We start from the raw sequence: 17,771 nt of genomic DNA, 5'->3' as shown, positions 1-17,771 counted from the left end.
GTGAATTATTTTCATAGTTAAATTAAATAACTGACACAGTTGTTTACATAATTAATAGGCTTAGGGCTCTTATATTTAATTACTTTACGGCATACTTAGTTTGGTAAATGTTTTAAAAATTGCTCAATTTAAAAAGGGATAACAATGAAATTTAAATTATTGGCAACTAGCCTAGCGGTATCGCTGGCCTTAACAGGTTGTGCTATGCAGCAAAGTCAAAACACGCAAACAGCAGCTCAACAAGAACAAGTTAATAAAGCAGATGAGCGTGTTTTTTCACAAGATTACCTAATAGAAGAGCTAGATAATGGCCTACGTGTGATGGTAGCTAAAACCGATTACCCAGATGTAGTATCGCTACAAATACCGGTATCTGTTGGTTCGCGTAATGAGGTTGAAGCCGGTAAAACAGGCTTTGCCCACTTTTTTGAACACATGATGTTTAAAGGCTCTGAAAAGTTTCCGCAAGATGTGTATTCAGATATTTTAAAAAATTCAGGGGTTGATAACCGCGCCTACACAACTAACGATTACACTAACTATCATTTAAACTTTTCAAAACAGCACCTTAATAAAGTACTTGAAATTCAAGCGGATATTTTTCAAAATCTGAGCTACACCGAGGAGCAATTTAGAACTGAGGCGCTTACTGTTAAAGGCGAGTACTTAAAAAATAACGCCAGTCCAATTCGTAAATTATTAAGTGCCGTTCGTAAAGAGGCATTTGATAAACACACCTATAAACATACCACTATGGGCTTTTTTGAAGACATTGAAGCCATGCCAGATCAGCTGGCTTATGGTAAAGAATTTTTTGCTAAGTTTTATAAGCCTGAATATGTATCACTGGTGATTGTTGGTGATGTTGATCCAAAAGCGACCATGGCGATGGTTAAAGAGCACTGGGGTAACTGGCAAAAGGGTAACTATGTTGCTGATATTCCAAAAGAGCCAGCTCAGCAAGCGCCAAAATATGTGCATGAGCAAAACGAAGGGTTACCTGGCCATTGGTTACTTGTTTCATACAAAGGGGCTGCATGGGAGCCACAGAAAAAAGACAGAGCCGCATTAGATTTACTGTCACAGCTTTATTTTTCGAGCAATTCAGAACTTTATCAAGAGCTGGTAGTTGAAAAGCAAATAGCGAGTCAAATGTTTACCTATAACCCTGAGACCAAAGATCCGGGGTTACTGCATGTATTTGTAAAAGTAGAAAATGCCGATGATTTAGCCACAGCGCGTGATGCCATTAACCGCACGTATGCTAAAGCACGCACTGAGTTGGTTGATAGCCAGAAGCTAGCTGATTTGAAATCTAACTTAAAATACAGCTTTATTAATGGCCTTGATTCGTCGCAGTCGATTGCCTCTACACTTGCCAGCTATATGCATTTTGAGCGCGACCCTGAGGTAATCAATCAGCTGTATAAATCGGCAGATAATATTAGCGCAGCAGATATTAAAGCCGTTGCCAATAAGTATTTTGTTGATAATGCCCGCACCACAGTCACTATGTCGGCACTTGATAAAGCCCCTGGTTTTGAGCAAGAAAGCGATTTAAATGCCTTGGTAGCTAAATATCAGCAAGCACCGAGTAAGCCGTCATTTAAAATACTTGATAAAACTAATAACTCGCCGTTAATCGATATTAACTTATTATTTAATACCGGTGCGGCTGCCGATCCGCAAGGTAAAAAAGGGGTTGCTGCACTCACTGCCGCAATGCTGGCGCAAGGTGGCTCAACCTCAATGAGTTACAAAGATATTAAAAAGGCAATGTACCCGCTGGCGGGTAGCTTTGGTTATCAAATAGATAAAGAAATGCTGTCGTTCCAAGGGCGTATTCATAAAGATAATGCAGCTCAGTGGTATGCCTTAGTGAGTGAGCAGCTGCTAAACCCAGGTTTTAGAGAAGATGACTTTAAGCGTCTGAAAAAAGAAATGATCGATGGCATTAAATCGGGTTTAAGAGCCTCTAATGATGAAGAGTTGGGTAAAGAAGTCCTCTACAGTGTGCTTTATAAAGGCCACCCTTATGAAAGTTATAACTACGGTGACTTATCGGATTTAGAAGCGCTGACTCTTGATGACGTTAAAGCGTTTTATAATGCTGAGCTTACGCAAGCTAAACTTACTGTGGGTTTAATTGGTGCCGTGCCTGCAAAACTTAAAGCGCAGATGTTAACTGACCTAGCGACACTTCCTAAAGGCGAGCAAAGTCGCTTAACAATCCCTGATGCGCCAGTACTTAAAGGTCATCATGCAACGATTGTTGAAAAGTCAGCGCAATCAACGGCTGTATCGTTTGGTTTCCCTATTGATACCATTCGTAGTAGCGAAGACTGGACCGCACTGTGGTTAGTGCGTTCGTACTTTGGTGAGCATCGTAGTTCTAACAGTTACTTGTACGAACGTATTCGTCAAACCCGTGGTATGAATTACGGCGATTACGCCTACATCGAATACTTCCCACGTGGTATGTTCCAAACTAAGCCTGATGCAAACTTAGGGCGCTCGGAGCAAATTTTCCAAGTGTGGTTACGCCCACTGCGCTCAAACAACGATGCGCATTTTGCAACCCGTACCGCCTTATTTGAGCTAGATAAATTAATTAAAAATGGCATGACTGAAGCTGATTTTGAAGCCACGCGTAACTTTTTAATTAACTTTGTGCCACAAATGGTCGCTAGTCAAAATCGTCAACTAGGTTATGCGCTCGATAGCGAGTTTTATAACACCGATAGCTTTGTAAACTATGTAACAAGTAAGCTTAAAACACTCACTGTTGATGATGTAAATCGGGTGATTAAAGACAATCTACAAACTGATGATATTCATTATGTGTTTGTTACCGGTGACGGTGCCGATATGCAAAAGCGTTTAGCCTCAGAGCAAACCTCGCCTATGGTGTATAACACAGATAAACCAGCAGAGCTTGTTGCTGAAGATAAAATAATTGCTGATTATAAATTGGCAATTCCAGCGAAAAATATTGAAGTAGTGAACGTAGATAAAGTATTTCAATAAAGGTTTAAATGGTTATATAAGTTAAGATAATTAAAGTGCCCCATATATTGGGGCATTTTTATATTATGAATATTTTTTTAGTAATATGTATTATTTGATAGGGTTAAAAGGAATTAGTATGTGTAAATTTTTAAATAAACTCCGCAATGTTTATACTTTTTTAGTCATTTTTTTTCTAATAATTGGTGTGCCATATATTATGAAATTTGGCTTTGGTTTTTGGAATACGCAATCTGAATGGGGGGTAATGGCTACGTACTTCGGTGGAATGTTAAGCCCTGTTCTAGCGTTTTTTACAGTTATCATTTTGATTCAAACAAACGGGAAAAACCAAAGATCACATAGAAGTGTTCTTCGTCAAAATGCAAGGCATCATCAACAGGTTGTTTCACAAGCAGAACAGCAATTATTTAATAGTCTTTTTGTTCAATTAGCTGGCGACTTAGAGAAAAGTGTAGAGAAAAAACTAGAGAGTGATTCAAGTTACTTTACTAAGATTACAGATGAATTATGTAACATACCATTTACTGGAACAGTACTTGATATTGATGAGTTCTATTCGGAGCAAGCAAATGAAATAATTAAAAGCGAGAAGTATCGAGGTGTATTTGAAAAAGAGAGTGAATTATTTGCCCTTTTATTTGAGGAAGTGATCGATCTTGCAGGAAAAAGTAGGCACCCTCAAGAAATTACAGAAAAGTATTTTTATCGCTTAAAAGGATATTTAACTAAAGAGCAATCTTTTTGGATAAATATTTATGCTGAACAATTTTGTGAAAATTATAAATATCTTCAAAAAGATATGAGAAAAATTCCTTCATTTGAGAGTCCAAGAAGGTTAAAAGATAAAATAAATGCCATTGAAGGCATATCTAATAACTAGAACAAATAACAAAGTGATTAACACCTAGGCGGCTAAATCCGTTAGAATTAAGCAATAGGCTCTTTGTATTAACGTAAGGCATTATTATGCGTCATGAAATTTGGCAACAGCTTCGTAGCGAAGCAAATGAAGTAGTAACTCGAGAACCCCTTTTAGCGAGCCATGTGTACTCATGTATCTTAAATCATGAGTGTTTAGGGTCGGCATTGAGTTTTATTGTTGCTAATAAGCTAGCTGATGCTGTGGTATCGGCTTTTACAATACGCGAACTATTTGATCAGGCCTTTGTTAAGTGTGACCGCATGTTGACACATGTTGCTCACGATATAAAAGCGGTAAAAGACCGTGATCCTGCGGCCGAAACCTACCTTACTGTGATTTTAAATTTAAAAGGCTTTCATGCTATTCAAGCGCACCGCTTAGCAAACTGTTTATGGCAGCAAAACCGTAAAGAGCTTGCTCGCTTTATTCAAAGCCGTACCTCAGAGGTGTTTGGGGTTGATATTCACCCTGCTTGTAAAGTAGGCCAAGGCATCATGTTTGACCATGCCACCGGTATTGTTATTGGTGAAACTGCTGTGATTGAAGATAATGTATCAATATTACAATCGGTTACATTAGGTGGTACGGGGAACGAGCAAGGCGATCGCCATCCTAAAATTAGAGCAGGCGTACTGATTGGTGCAGGCGCCAAAGTATTGGGTAACATTGAAGTAGGCGAGGGCGCACGTATTGGCGCAGGCTCAGTGGTGTTAAGTCCGGTGCCAGCGCATACTACAGCTGTCGGCGTACCTGCAAAAATTATTGGTCGCCCAGATTGTGAGTGCCCGGCAGAAAGTATGAACCAAAACTTTTTAGAGTACCCCGAGCCAGAAAACGAATCGCATACCAGTGCCATGCTCTAAAAAATAAATATTAAAGGGAATTAAAGTGAACAAACATAGTTTTTTAATGCTTCTTGGTGGTTTTGTGTCAGGTGTTAGCTTGACGTGGGGTTATTTAAATTTTTTTGCTGCTGCACCTGAAAAATTTGTTATTACAGATGTTGAACATCAACAGCCGAGTATTGTGCAACACAAAAAAAACGATGCGGCCAAAGCGACAGATAACACACATAGTGTAGTTGCAAATAATGTTGCAGCTTCAAAAAAAGTGGACGATGTGGACTCAAATATATCAGCAGCTTCATCTGTCGATGAGTTATCTCTTGAAGCACAAGTCGTTGAATTAAAAAAACAGCTTGCTGAGCAAAAAACAACCATGAATCGTGTTCTAAAAGAGCTGCGCCCCCCTAGTGATGTCGAAGCCGCTTTACAAGCACAGTTCGATGAACAAATACGCAATGAGGAGTGGGCTTATCAAACTGAAACAGCACTGCAAGACTTTTTACTTACTGCAGATTTAGCCTCAATGCCTGATATTGTAAGCGCAGAGTGTAAAACATCGGTTTGTAAATTTAAATTAGCGGCACCAACAGATAAAGATTCGTTCGACCATACCCACTGGCGAGAACTCAATGATAAACTAATGAAACAAGCGTTTTGGCTGCAGTTTAAAAGAACTGCCTCAACCTCTAGCGACACTGAATTAACCATATTAATGACAACAGAGCTTTAGCTAAAATGTTTACAACGCTGTTGACTTTATTGTGCCATCGCCAAGCTCTGTAATTAGCACATCGCCTGTGTTAATTTGAACCACCGATTTAACCACTTTGCCTTGTGGCGTTTTCGTTATGCTGTAACCACGTGCCAATACGTTAAGTGGACTAACCGAATCAAGCCGACTTGCTTGTAAGGCAAGTGTACTATTTGCTTGCTGCAGTTGCTGTTGTATCGCTTGGTGCAACCGTGCATGAAGTTGGTCTAGTTGATGACGTGCTTGAGCGAGCTTTCTATCAGGAGATTGACGCATTAGTCTGGGTGTTAAATTAGCTAACACGCGCTCTTGCTGGTATAAACGCTGACGCATTGCCTGTTGCAGTGCAATGCTAAGTTCATCTAAGCGTTGTGATTTTTGATTAAGTTGATTGCGTGGATGGCATAAATTAAGCCGATGCTGTAATTGTATAGCCTGCGCACGTTTGTCGGCTATGCTGTGCTTAAATGCATGAGATAAGCGATTAATTAGCTGATGAACCCTATTATGTAGCTCTTGCGTATTTGGACTTACTAGCTCAGCTGCGGCTGAGGGGGTTGCAGCGCGCACATCTGCAACATAATCGCTAATTGTAGTATCTATTTCATGGCCGACAGCGCTCACAATGGGTAATGCGCTTTGATAAATAGCACGAGCAAGTTGTTCATGATTAAAACACCATAAATCCTCTAGCGAGCCACCGCCGCGCCCGAGTATGAGTACCTCAACTTCATTACGACGATTTGCCAGTTCTATTTGCTTAATTAAGTGGCTGTGAGCTTCTTTACCTTGCACCATAGCAGGATAAATAACCACTTCTAATTGTGGCGCTCGACGTTTTAGCACGGTTAAAATATCTTTAATTGCCGCGCCTGATGGCGAGGTGATGACCCCAATACGGTTTATATTTTGGGGTAAAGGTTTTTTATAAGCTGAGCTAAATAACCCTTCGGCGGCTAAGCGCATTTTTAGTGCGTCAAACTCAAGTTTTAGCTGCCCTTCGCCTGCAGGCTCCATGTTTTCTACAATCAGCTGATAATCGCCACGAGGTTCATACAAAGAAACGCGAGCCCTCACCGTTACTTGTGCACCATTAATGGGGCGGTAACTTTGGTTACGATTATTGCCTCGCCACATAGCGGCTTTAATTTGTGCTTTGTCGTCTTTTAACGAAAAATACCAATGCCCAGACGCAGGCGCAATAAAATTAGAAATTTCACCGGTTAACACCAAAGAGGCAAAACCTTGTTCAAGAAGTGTACGTATTTCTCGATTGAGACGAGATACGGTGTAAATAGCTTGCGAGGGCTTAGAAAACATAAAAATGACCATAAACTAAATATTCAGCGAGTTTATCATAAATAAATACAAAATATTATTTACTAGTGCTTACAACGCTGTTAAAATTTGGCCGCAATTCCTTATCTTAGATCCACATGTGAGAAGTTGCCAAAATGCTTAGAATCGCTAAAGAAGCTCTTACCTTTGATGACGTACTTTTAGTACCTGGTCATTCTACTGTTTTGCCACATACGGCAAATATTTCAACTCGCTTAACGCGTGGTATCAAACTTAACTTGCCGCTCATTTCAGCATCTATGGATACTGTTACAGAAGCTCGTTTAGCTATTGCACTCGCGCAGGAAGGTGGTCTTGGTTTTATTCATAAAAACATGACCATTGCAGAACAAGCGAAAAATGTTCGTAAAGTTAAAACCTATGAAGCAGGTATTGTTTCATACCCTGTTACAGTTACTGCCGATCTGACCATTGCTGATGCGGTGGAGCTGTCCCAGGAAAAAGGGTTTTCAGGTTTTCCTGTAACGGATAGCGAAAATAACTTAAAAGGGATTGTAACTAGTCGCGATATGCGCTTTGAAACTAAGCTTGAACAGCCTGTTTCTACAGTAATGACTAAAAAAGAAAACCTAGTAACGGTTAAAGAGGGCGCCGCCCGTGAAGAAATTTTAGGTTTAATGCACGAACACCGCATTGAAAAAATTCTTGTGGTTGATGATGCATTTAAACTCAAAGGTATGATCACCGTAAAAGATTATCAAAAAGCACAAGACAAGCCTAATGCTTGTAAAGATGAGCAGGGGCGTTTACGTGTTGGTGCTGCAGTTGGTGTTGGCGCTGGCACTGATGAGCGTATTGCTGCATTAGTTGAAGCGGGTGTTGATGTACTGCTTATTGATACTTCACATGGCCATTCACAAGGTGTTATTGACCGTGTTGCTGCAACGCGTAAAGCTTACCCAGATTTACAAATTGTTGCAGGCAACGTAGCAACGGCTGAAGGTGCGGTAGCGCTTGCAGATGCCGGTGCTGATGCTGTTAAAGTGGGTATCGGTCCTGGTTCTATTTGTACTACACGTATTGTTACAGGGTGTGGTGTACCACAAATTACGGCGATTTCTGATGCAGTTGAAGGTTTAAAAGGTCGTGATATTCCGGTCATTGCCGATGGTGGTATTCGTTTTTCAGGTGACATTGTAAAAGCACTTGTTGCGGGTGCATCGTGTGTAATGGTTGGTTCTTTATTGGCGGGTACTGAAGAGGCGCCGGGTGAAGTTGAACTTTATCAAGGCCGTTACTATAAATCTTACCGTGGTATGGGTAGCTTAGGGGCGATGAATCAAAAAGAAGGCTCATCGGATCGTTACTTCCAAAAATCAAACGAAGCAGACAAGCTAGTGCCTGAAGGTATTGAAGGACGCATTGCTTATAAAGGCCCAATCGCGACGATTATTCATCAGCAAGTTGGTGGTCTTCGCAGTGCAATGGGCTTAACGGGCTGTGCTACCATTGAAGAGTTAAACACTAAACCACAGTTTGTTCGTGTAACGTCTGCTGGTATGGGTGAATCGCATGTTCATGATGTGCAAATCACTAAAGAAGCACCAAACTACCGTTTAGGCTAATCAGTCTTAACAACTTGAAATAAGTGGGCTAGTGTTTACTAGCCCTAATATATAGTCACACAGCTTGAGCTGGTGGCGTTTAGCACCTGACTTTACGAGATACTTCATGAGCAAAGACATTCACGATTCACGAATCCTCATTTTAGATTTTGGTTCACAATACACACAGTTAATCGCCCGTCGTGTGCGCGAGATTGGTGTTTACTGTGAACTTTGGGCTTGGGATGTAACCGAAGAGCAAATTCGCGAGTTTAACCCGCAAGGTATTATCCTCTCTGGTGGCCCAGAATCAACCACACTTGAAAATAGCCCACGTGCTCCTGAGTATGTATTTAATGCTGGGGTTCCTGTACTTGGTATTTGTTATGGTATGCAAACCATGGCAACCCAGCTTGGCGGCCGTGTACATAGCTCAGATAAAAAAGAATTTGGTTATGCACAGGTTGAAAAAGTAGGTAACTGTGCATTATTTGATGCTATTGAAGATCATATCACCGATGGCGGCAATGGCGTACTGGATGTGTGGATGAGCCACGGTGATAAAGTAATGGATATTCCAGATACATTTAAAACCACAGCGAAAACGTCAACGTGTCCGCATGCGGCTATGTCTAACGAAGAAAAGCGCTTTTACGGTGTACAATTTCACCCAGAAGTAACACACACTCATCAAGGTCAACGTTTATTAGAGCGTTTTGTGATTGATATTTGTGGCTGTGAAAAACTCTGGACGCCTGCAAAAATCATAGATGACGCCATTGAGCGTATTAAAGAAACCGTCGGCGACGACGAAGTTATTTTAGGTTTATCAGGTGGTGTAGATTCATCGGTTGTCGCTATGCTTATTCACCGTGCAATTGGTGAGCGACTAACCTGTGTATTTGTTGATAACGGGCTACTTCGTTTAAACGAAGGCCAGCAAGTTATGGATATGTTTGGTAATAAGTTTGGTCTAAACATTGTAAAAGTAGATGCCGAAGATCAATTCTTAAATGACTTAGCGGGTAAGTCAGACCCAGAAGAGAAACGTAAAGCCATTGGCCATACCTTCATAAACGTATTTGACGAGCAAGCTAAAAAGCTTAAAAACGCAAAATGGTTAGGTCAAGGTACTATTTACCCTGATGTAATCGAATCAGCGGCATCGGCAACGGGTAAAGCGCATGTAATTAAATCGCACCATAATGTGGGCGGTTTACCAGATGACATGAAAATGGGCTTAGTAGAGCCACTACGTGAGTTATTTAAAGACGAAGTACGTAAAATTGGTTTAGAGCTAGGTTTACCGTACGACATGCTTTATCGCCACCCATTTCCAGGGCCTGGTTTAGGTGTACGTGTACTTGGTGAAATCAAAAAAGAGTACTGTGACTTGCTTCGCCGCGCTGATGCTATCTTCATTGAAGAGCTACACAAAGCAGAGCTTTACCATAAAGTAAGCCAAGCGTTTACTGTATTTTTACCGGTTAAGTCGGTAGGGGTGATGGGTGATGCACGTAAGTACGATTGGGTTGTTTCACTTCGTTGTGTTGAAACCATCGACTTTATGACTGCACGTTGGTCACATTTACCGTATGAGTTTTTAGGTGTGGTTTCAAACCGTATCATTAATGAAATCGATGGTATCTCACGCGTTGTTTACGATATTTCAGGTAAACCACCTGCGACTATTGAATGGGAATAATACGCCTGTTTAATTAAGAAATAACTAACGGCGAATTAGCATGCTAATTCGCCGTTTTGTTTATTTAAAAAGCAAACAAACCAAAAAGTTGATTTTTTACTTTACCTTTGTCAAAAGGTCTTTATAATTCATCGTCATTGCAGGGGCGTAGTTCCAATTGGTAGAACAGCGGTCTCCAAAACCGACGGTTGGGAGTTCGAATCTCTCCGCCCCTGCCATTTCTTCTTTACATCATTTTGATTACTTCATATATTATCCAACTTACTAATTTCATCGAGTCGTTATGCATTCACGTTACGCATCTGTTTTTGGTATAGAAAAGCTTGAACTTAATCAATACTTTCGCCCAGCTCAAGCTGAGCTGTCAGCGACTTCATCGTTAATACTCTGTGATACATTAAAAGATGATATTGAGCGTGCGTTTGCACCTATAGCAATAAATGCCATAGTTAAATCATCCACTATTGAGTTTAGTGAACAACAATTAGGTCTTCCTGATTCAAACCTAACCTCTGCGCAAAAACGTGCTTTATGGGCATTAATGAGTGAACACCTTGATACACTTTAAGTCGATTACCGATAATTATATCAATGAGCTTATGGCGATTGAAAATGCCTGCCATACACACCCTTGGTCGTTAAAAACCATGCAGTCGTGTTTGCAGGGGCGCTATTTTAATTTGGCCGTGTTCAATGACGAGCAAATGATAGGTTTTTATATTGGTGAAAAAGCAGGGCCTGATTTTACCTTAATGGATATTTGTGTCGCCCCGAGCTTTCAGGGACAAGGGCTTGCTAAGCAGTTATTAACACAGTTTATAGCGTACGGTGAGCAACACAGTGCCGAAAACTTATTTTTAGAAGTGCGAGAGTCTAATACGCGGGCGATTGCTTTGTATGAACGCGCTGGCTTTATTGAAATGTCAGTTCGTAAAAACTATTACCCCAGCAATGCGCCAAATAAAAACGGCTTTGAAGACGCTATTTTAATGGGCATGGCACTGAGTTTAAGTTTTTAATGATTACTTATTAGCAATGGCTATTTCTATTGCCGCAATTAGCTCTGTAAGGTGCTTTTTCCTTTGTGGTTTGTTGTTGCTTTTTAGGCTTTGCTCAAGCGCTGATGCACTATGGTAAATATTATCAAATCCAAAACAACCAGCACTGCCTTTAATGCTGTGGGCTAGAGCGCGTAATGTCTCACAATCGCGGTTGTTATACAGGGTTTTTATTTGCTTTAAGTAATCAGGCAAACTCGTTAAATAGTTGGCATTTATTTGCTGAAACTTCTCACTTTTTAATAAACTATCCCACTTGTTTTGGTTATCACGCTCAAGGTGTAAATAGCTGACTAATACATTTTCCAGTGCGTCTTTATCAATGGGTTTACCCAATGCTTTGTTACAGCCTGCTTGCAGATAAGTATCAATATCATGATTCATTACATTCGCGGTCAGAGCGATAATTGGGCCATCGTAGGCGGCATCTCTGAGCATTTTAGTTGCTTCTAATCCACCCATTACCGGCATTTGCATGTCCATTATAATAAGCTGATAGTCGTTTAATAATGCCATTTCAACTGCTTGTGCGCCATTGTTGGCAATATCTGGCTCCAACCCCCACGTTTGTAAGAGTAATTTAATTAGTAACTGATTATCGGGGTTATCTTCTGCCACTAAAATATGCGCATCAAAGTTATTGGTTGCAAAAGACAGTTGCGGATCTTTTTCTGGTGAGAGTTGAGAGTGTTCAGTCAAAAGCAGGTTACTACTAAGCTCATTACCTAGATGGCAATCTATATCGATGGTAAAGCAACTTCCCACACCCACTTCACTGGTTACGCTGACATCGCCACCGAGCAGCTGAGCTAAATTTTTTGAAATACATAGGCCTAATCCCGTACCACCAAATCGACGTGTGGTTGTTGCATCGGCTTGCTCAAAAGGAGTGAACAGCCTACTAATTTGGTTTGCCGACATGCCTATGCCAGTATCTTCTATTACAAAAGTGAGGGTTTTAGGTGCTTGGTACTTAGCGGTGATAATTACCTGGCCTTGTTCAGTAAATTTAACCGCATTACTGGCAATATTAATCAGTATTTGTTTTAAGCGGGTAATATCACTATTAATAGTATGCGGTAGCGGAAGTGCATAATTAATCGTAAATGACAGCTGCTTCTCTTGTGCTAAAGGCTTAATTATTGATTCAACATCATGAATAAGTTGGATAACATTTAACGGCGTCTGCTCTACAGCCAGTTTTTCAGCTTCAATTTTTGATAAATCGAGAATATTATTAATAAGCTCTAATAAGTGTTTTGAGTTGCGTAAAATAGTACCTAGATGCTGCTTGTCATTGGTGGTTTTTTCGTTATGCAGTAGTTGTTCGGTAAACCCCATAATTGCGGTTAGGGGAGTGCGAATTTCATGACTCATATTAGCTAAAAAGCGACTTTTTAATTGGTTTGCTTGCTTTGCTTGCGCTATTGCACTTTCAAGTTTGCTATTCATAGATTCTAGCGCTTTGGTGCGGCTTTCTACTTTATCCTCTAAGTGGTGTTTGTAATCTTCCAGCTCTTCTTGATAGTGCTTTATTTGATTAATCATATGATTAAAATCGTTAAACAGTATGCCTACCTCATCGGTAGTATAGGCTGTAAGCTTAACAGATAAATCTCCATCACCAACCCGGTGACTCGCTTCCCCTAGTTGCTCAATAGGATTGAGCAGTAAATTACGCACCACAATAAATATTAAGATGGGCAAAGTAATCACAGAAATTATTACAATTAAACCTGTGATCACACTAATCGCTTTACCTGATTGATACAGTACGGCTTTAGGAATGGTCGATACATAATAGTAACCACCACTCATTTGGGCTGCAAAAATTAGTCGTTCTATTTTATCAACACTCGAAAGCTCAATGGTTGACAGACTACCTATATCAGCTAGCTCATTAATTTTATTTAGCTCATACTCACTAACGTAGTGTCCGCGCATTTTATAATCTGAGCTGAATAAAATTTTACCATCATTGGCCAAAAGTAAATTCAATGTATTGTTGTAAGGCGCTTCTAAAATACTGGTGTTTAAAATAGAAGGATCGACCTTAAGTATAATAAAACCAAGTTGTTGCGGGCGTTTTAAATAATAGTCAACACTGTATATGCGTTGTACAAAATATAAGTTGGTAGTACCGTCTTCTTTTTGCACCATAAATTGTTGCTGGCTTAAATTACTTTTTTTAACGTGGTCAAAAAATGGATAAGATTTGGGCGCTACCGTTAAGTTACTGGAGTAGTAGGCATCACTTCTACCCATTGTTGAGACCAAATTAATACTAATTATATCGGGGTAGGCTTCACTGTAACTGGCAAATACATCCATTAGCGCCCCAAGACGATAAGTGTAACTGGCTTCTTCGAATAGGTCTTTGGCTAAAAAGTCACTCAGTACAGGGGATGCTGATAGTAACTTGGCGGTTGCGTGGAATGAGTCGATGTAGTTAAATACTTTTTGTTGTTGTTGCTCTACAAAGCGACTCATGATCAGGTCGGCTTGTTTTTGTGTAGAGTTTGTTACATTAGTAAGCGTAAACCCACCTAAAAACAGCAAAGGCAGTATAACCAATGGAGTTATATACCATAATAATCGAATACTCAGTTTACTGGTTTTCATTACCCAACATCAAATCCTCCATGTAATCGGACAATAATATGATTTACAGCGCTATTACTCAAGCTTGGTGTTAAGTTACCGAGCAATTTATAGCGTTATTGTTAATTATCGCTGAAAATACCAAAGTTAAAAAAGATCCGTTAATAGCCAACCATTGATTGTTTATAGTGCCAAGATCAGCGAAAATAGTCTTTAATTACGATTAACTTAACGGATAGCATCGCAAGAGCTGATTTGGGTTCTTGTTTGGGTATGTTGAGCTTTAGAGGTTGGCTCATTTTAGCCTTAAAAGCCCTGCATACTGAACTATAAATACATCCGTATATCAACTAAAAGAACCTTTTTAATGGCAGACCAAAATCTCCTTAGCGAAATTAATAAACGCCGCACCTTTGCGATCATCTCGCACCCGGATGCGGGTAAAACCACTATCACTGAAAAAGTATTGTTATTCGGACAAGCAATTCAAAAAGCAGGTACTGTAAAAGGTCGTGGCTCTAATCAGCATGCAAAATCTGATTGGATGGAAATGGAAAAAGAACGTGGTATTTCTGTAACGACCTCTGTAATGCAATTTCCATATAACAAGGCGTTAGTTAACTTACTTGATACCCCAGGACACGAAGACTTCTCTGAAGATACTTACCGAACTTTAACTGCGGTGGATTCGTGTTTGATGGTGATTGATGCCGCCAAAGGTGTTGAAGAACGTACGCGTAAGCTGATGGAAGTAACACGCCTGCGCACTACGCCCATTGTTACCTTTATGAACAAATGCGATCGTGATATTCGTGACCCAATGGAACTACTTGACGAAGTAGAAACAGAGCTGAATATTGCCTGTGCTCCAATTACGTGGCCTATTGGCTGTGGTAAAGAATTTAAAGGTGTTTACCATATTCATAACCAAGAAACTATTTTATATAAAACCGGCCAAGGCCACACTATTCAAGAAGTGCGCAGCATTAAAGGGCTTGATAACCCAGAGCTTGACCAAGCAATTGGTGATGAACTTGCAGCGCAGTTACGTGATGAACTAGAGCTGGTTATTGGTGCATCACACGAGTTTGATTTAGATTTGTTTTTAGCCGGTGAGTTATCACCTGTATACTTTGGTACTGCACTTGGTAACTTTGGTGTGGATCACGTTTTAGATGGTCTTACAGAGTGGGCGCCAACACCTTTGCCACGCGAAACAGAAGACCGCCAAGTTGTAGCCACAGAAGAAAACTTCACGGGATTTGTATTTAAAATTCAGGCCAACATGGATCCGAAACACCGTGACCGTATTGCCTTTATGCGTATTGTGTCAGGTAAATATAGCCAAGGCATGAAAATGAATCATGTACGTATTGGTAAACAAGTCAGTATTTCTGATGCGGTAACCTTTATGGCGGGCGATCGTGAGCGTGCGGCTGATGCTTACGCTGGTGATATTATTGGTTTACACAACCACGGGACGATTCAAATTGGTGATACCTTTACCCAAGGTGAAAAAATTAAGTTTAGCGGTATTCCAAACTTCGCCCCTGAATTGTTCCGCCGTATTCGTTTGCGCGATCCATTAAAACAAAAGCAGTTATTAAAAGGGTTGGTACAGCTTTCAGAAGAGGGCGCAGTACAAGTATTTAGACCATTAATTAATAATGACTTAATTGTAGGTGCGGTGGGGGTGTTGCAGTTTGATGTGGTTGTAGCGCGTTTAAAAGCAGAATATAACGTTGATGCAATTTACGAAAGCGTGAATGTAAATACAGCCCGTTGGGTAAGCTGTGATGATGTTAAAAAGTTTGAAGAGTTTAAACGTAAGTGCGAAAGCAATTTAGCACTCGATGGAGGCGATAATTTAACTTATATAGCGGCAAGTCGTGTAAACCTTAACTTGTCGACAGAGCGTTATCCTGAAGTGACATTTAATCACACCCGTGAAAACTAACATTTAGCCACTCGCATTAATACAAAGCCTGCTTTGGTGGGCTTACAAAGGTAATAATATAATGAATATTCGTACTATTTTAGTAGAAAAAGCCATTGCCGCTATGACTGCCGCAGGCTTACCAGAAGATACTAACCCCGCGGTTACCCAAAGCACACGCCCACAGTTTGGTGATTACCAAATTAATGGTGCAATGGGCGCAGCTAAAAAGATGAAAAGTAACCCGCGTGAATTGGCGCAAAAAATTATCGATCAGTTAGATGTGAGCGACATCACCGACAAAACGGAAATTGCTGGCCCTGGTTTTATTAATATTCACTTAAAGCCGGAATTTTTAGCACAAAGTGTACAAGCTGCTAATAACCATGAAAAACTTGCAGTAAACGAGCACGCCAAACCACAAAAAGTAGTGGTGGATTACTCATCCCCTAATCTTGCAAAAGAAATGCACGTCGGTCATTTACGCTCAACGATTATTGGCGATGCCGTAGTACGTGCGCTTGAATTTAGAGGCGATACTGTTGTTCGCCAAAATCACATGGGGGATTGGGGCACACAGTTTGGTATGCTAATCGCGCATTTAGAAGATCAAATTAACCAAGGTGTTGATTTAGATACTGTGGCGCTTGCTGATTTAGAAACCTTTTACCGCGATGCGAAAAAACGTTTTGACGACGAAGAAGGCTTTGCCGATAAAGCGCGTAACTACGTGGTTAAGCTGCAAGGTGGCGACGCACACTGTGAAAAACTGTGGAAACTATTTATTGCCACTTCAGTGAAACACTCTGAAGAAGTATATAAACGTTTAAACGTAACCCTTACGCCTGCCGATATTATGGCTGAAAGTGCTTATAACAGTGAACTTAACGATATTATTAGCCTGTTAAAAGATAAAAATATTGCAGTAGAGTCGCAAGGCGCACAAGTGGTATTTTTAGATGAGCTGGCAAATAAAGACGGTGAGCCTTCAGCGTTTATCGTACAAAAATCAGGTGGCGGCTTTTTATATGCAACCACAGATTTAGCAGCGTGTGATTACCGTTCAAACAAGTTGGGCGCTGAGCGTATTTTAATCTTTGTTGATGCGCGCCAAAGTCTGCACTTTAACCAAGTAGAGCTAACTGCGCGTAAAGCCGGTTTATTACGTGATGAAACGAGTTACGAGTTTTGCCCATTTGGCACCATGATGGGCGCTGATGGCAAACCATTTAAAACCCGTACAGGTGGCACGGTTAAATTAGCTGATTTACTTGAAGAGTCAATTACTCGCGCAGCAGCTAAATTAGCTGAGCGTGAATCAGATTTATCTGATGAAGATCGCAGTGAAATTGCCCGTAAAGTAGGTATTGGCGCGGTTAAATACGCTGATCTTTCTAAGCACCGTACCAGCGATTATATTTTCAACTGGGACAGCATGCTAAGCTTTGAAGGCGCAACAGCCCCTTACTTACAATATGCGTATACCCGCGTTCGTAGTATTTTCCGTAAGTCTGGCGTTGATGCTGCAAGCTTAAAAGCTGATGTAAGTATTATTGAGCCGCAAGAGAAAACCCTCGCGCTTAAATTACTGCAGTTAGAAGAAGTCCTTGATCTGATGATCAATGAAGCCACACCGCACGTATTGTGTGGTTACTTATACGAACTAGCCAGCCTATACATGACATTCTACGAAGCTTGCCCAGTACTTAAAGAGGGCGTAGAGCCAAGTGTTCGTGATAGTCGTTTAGTGTTAAGTAATTTAGTGGCAGATACGTTAAAAACGGGTTTAGATCTGTTAGGCATCGAAGTCATGGAGCAAATGTAATCTGCTGCGTGTAGTTCGCTTTGACTGCGTTGTCGTGCTTTTTTAGCCTAAGTCACATACAAAAACGTATGCTCCTTGGCATAAAAAAGCACTTCGCCTTGTCAGCACTTCTACACTTGCAGATGCGAAGCTTGGCACTAAATAGTTGACCTTAATCACATACAACTACGTATGCTCATGGGGATAAGTCGAGTG

Annotated in this window: 12 protein-coding genes and 1 tRNA gene; 11 read left to right on the top strand and 2 right to left on the bottom strand. The window is 40.6% G+C overall.

Annotated features, from left to right (window positions below; all coding sequences use genetic code 11):
- Positions 1 to 144: 144 nt before the first annotated feature.
- From KG708_RS08300 to KG708_RS08285, 4 genes are all read left to right on the top strand, one after another.
- Positions 145 to 3,027, top strand: coding sequence for a M16 family metallopeptidase (locus tag KG708_RS08300; protein ID WP_213608931.1), 2,883 nt, complete (start codon positions 145 to 147; stop codon positions 3,025 to 3,027).
- A gap of 118 nt (positions 3,028 to 3,145) precedes the next feature.
- Positions 3,146 to 3,910: a hypothetical protein gene (locus tag KG708_RS08295; protein ID WP_213608930.1), complete on the top strand. Its 765-nt coding sequence runs from the start codon at positions 3,146 to 3,148 to the stop codon at positions 3,908 to 3,910.
- Positions 3,911 to 3,996: 86 nt separating this feature from the next.
- On the top strand, positions 3,997 to 4,815 hold the full coding sequence (gene cysE / locus KG708_RS08290; RefSeq protein ID WP_213608929.1) for a serine O-acetyltransferase: 819 nt from the start codon (positions 3,997 to 3,999) through the stop codon (positions 4,813 to 4,815).
- Between the two features lie 25 nt (positions 4,816 to 4,840).
- Positions 4,841 to 5,527 carry a hypothetical protein gene (locus KG708_RS08285; RefSeq protein ID WP_213608928.1) on the top strand — a complete coding sequence of 229 codons (687 nt, stop codon included), beginning with the start codon at positions 4,841 to 4,843 and terminating at the stop codon, positions 5,525 to 5,527.
- A gap of 9 nt (positions 5,528 to 5,536) precedes the next feature.
- Here KG708_RS08285 and xseA read toward each other — a convergent pair whose 3' ends face one another.
- Entirely contained in the window at positions 5,537 to 6,868 is a 1,332-nt protein-coding gene (gene xseA / locus KG708_RS08280; protein WP_213608927.1) for an exodeoxyribonuclease VII large subunit, read from the bottom strand.
- Between the two features lie 134 nt (positions 6,869 to 7,002).
- Here xseA and guaB point away from each other — a divergent pair, with 134 nt between their 5' ends.
- The 5 genes from guaB to rimI all read left to right on the top strand — a co-directional run bounded on the left by guaB (position 7,003) and on the right by rimI (position 11,175).
- Positions 7,003 to 8,472, top strand: a complete 1,470-nt coding sequence (guaB, locus tag KG708_RS08275; protein ID WP_213608926.1) for an IMP dehydrogenase — start codon at positions 7,003 to 7,005, stop codon at positions 8,470 to 8,472.
- Positions 8,473 to 8,578: 106 nt separating this feature from the next.
- Positions 8,579 to 10,156 carry a glutamine-hydrolyzing GMP synthase gene (guaA, locus tag KG708_RS08270; protein ID WP_213608925.1) on the top strand — a complete coding sequence of 526 codons (1,578 nt, stop codon included), beginning with the start codon at positions 8,579 to 8,581 and terminating at the stop codon, positions 10,154 to 10,156.
- A gap of 141 nt (positions 10,157 to 10,297) precedes the next feature.
- Positions 10,298 to 10,374, top strand: a tRNA-Trp gene (locus KG708_RS08265).
- Between the two features lie 65 nt (positions 10,375 to 10,439).
- On the top strand, positions 10,440 to 10,724 hold the full coding sequence (locus KG708_RS08260) for a hypothetical protein (protein ID WP_213608924.1): 285 nt from the start codon (positions 10,440 to 10,442) through the stop codon (positions 10,722 to 10,724).
- Positions 10,711 to 11,175, top strand: coding sequence for a ribosomal protein S18-alanine N-acetyltransferase (rimI, locus tag KG708_RS08255; RefSeq protein ID WP_213609344.1), 465 nt, complete (start codon positions 10,711 to 10,713; stop codon positions 11,173 to 11,175). The genes KG708_RS08260 and rimI overlap by 14 nt, the downstream gene beginning before the upstream one ends.
- A gap of 3 nt (positions 11,176 to 11,178) precedes the next feature.
- On the opposite strand, the gene KG708_RS08250 is transcribed toward rimI, so the two are convergent.
- Positions 11,179 to 13,836: an ATP-binding protein gene (locus KG708_RS08250; RefSeq protein WP_213608923.1), complete on the bottom strand. Its 2,658-nt coding sequence runs from the start codon at positions 13,834 to 13,836 to the stop codon at positions 11,179 to 11,181.
- Between the two features lie 346 nt (positions 13,837 to 14,182).
- Between KG708_RS08250 and prfC the strand changes: the two genes are divergently transcribed.
- Together prfC and argS are read left to right on the top strand one after the other, a co-directional pair.
- On the top strand, positions 14,183 to 15,772 hold the full coding sequence (prfC, locus tag KG708_RS08245; protein ID WP_213608922.1) for a peptide chain release factor 3: 1,590 nt from the start codon (positions 14,183 to 14,185) through the stop codon (positions 15,770 to 15,772).
- 61 nt (positions 15,773 to 15,833) lie between these two features.
- Positions 15,834 to 17,576 carry an arginine--tRNA ligase gene (gene argS / locus KG708_RS08240; RefSeq protein ID WP_213608921.1) on the top strand — a complete coding sequence of 581 codons (1,743 nt, stop codon included), beginning with the start codon at positions 15,834 to 15,836 and terminating at the stop codon, positions 17,574 to 17,576.
- Positions 17,577 to 17,771: the final 195 nt, after the last annotated feature.

Source organism: Pseudoalteromonas sp., assembly GCF_018402495.1.
Lineage (GTDB): Bacteria > Pseudomonadota > Gammaproteobacteria > Enterobacterales > Alteromonadaceae > Pseudoalteromonas.
This window is presented reverse-complemented; position numbering and strand designations above follow the sequence as displayed.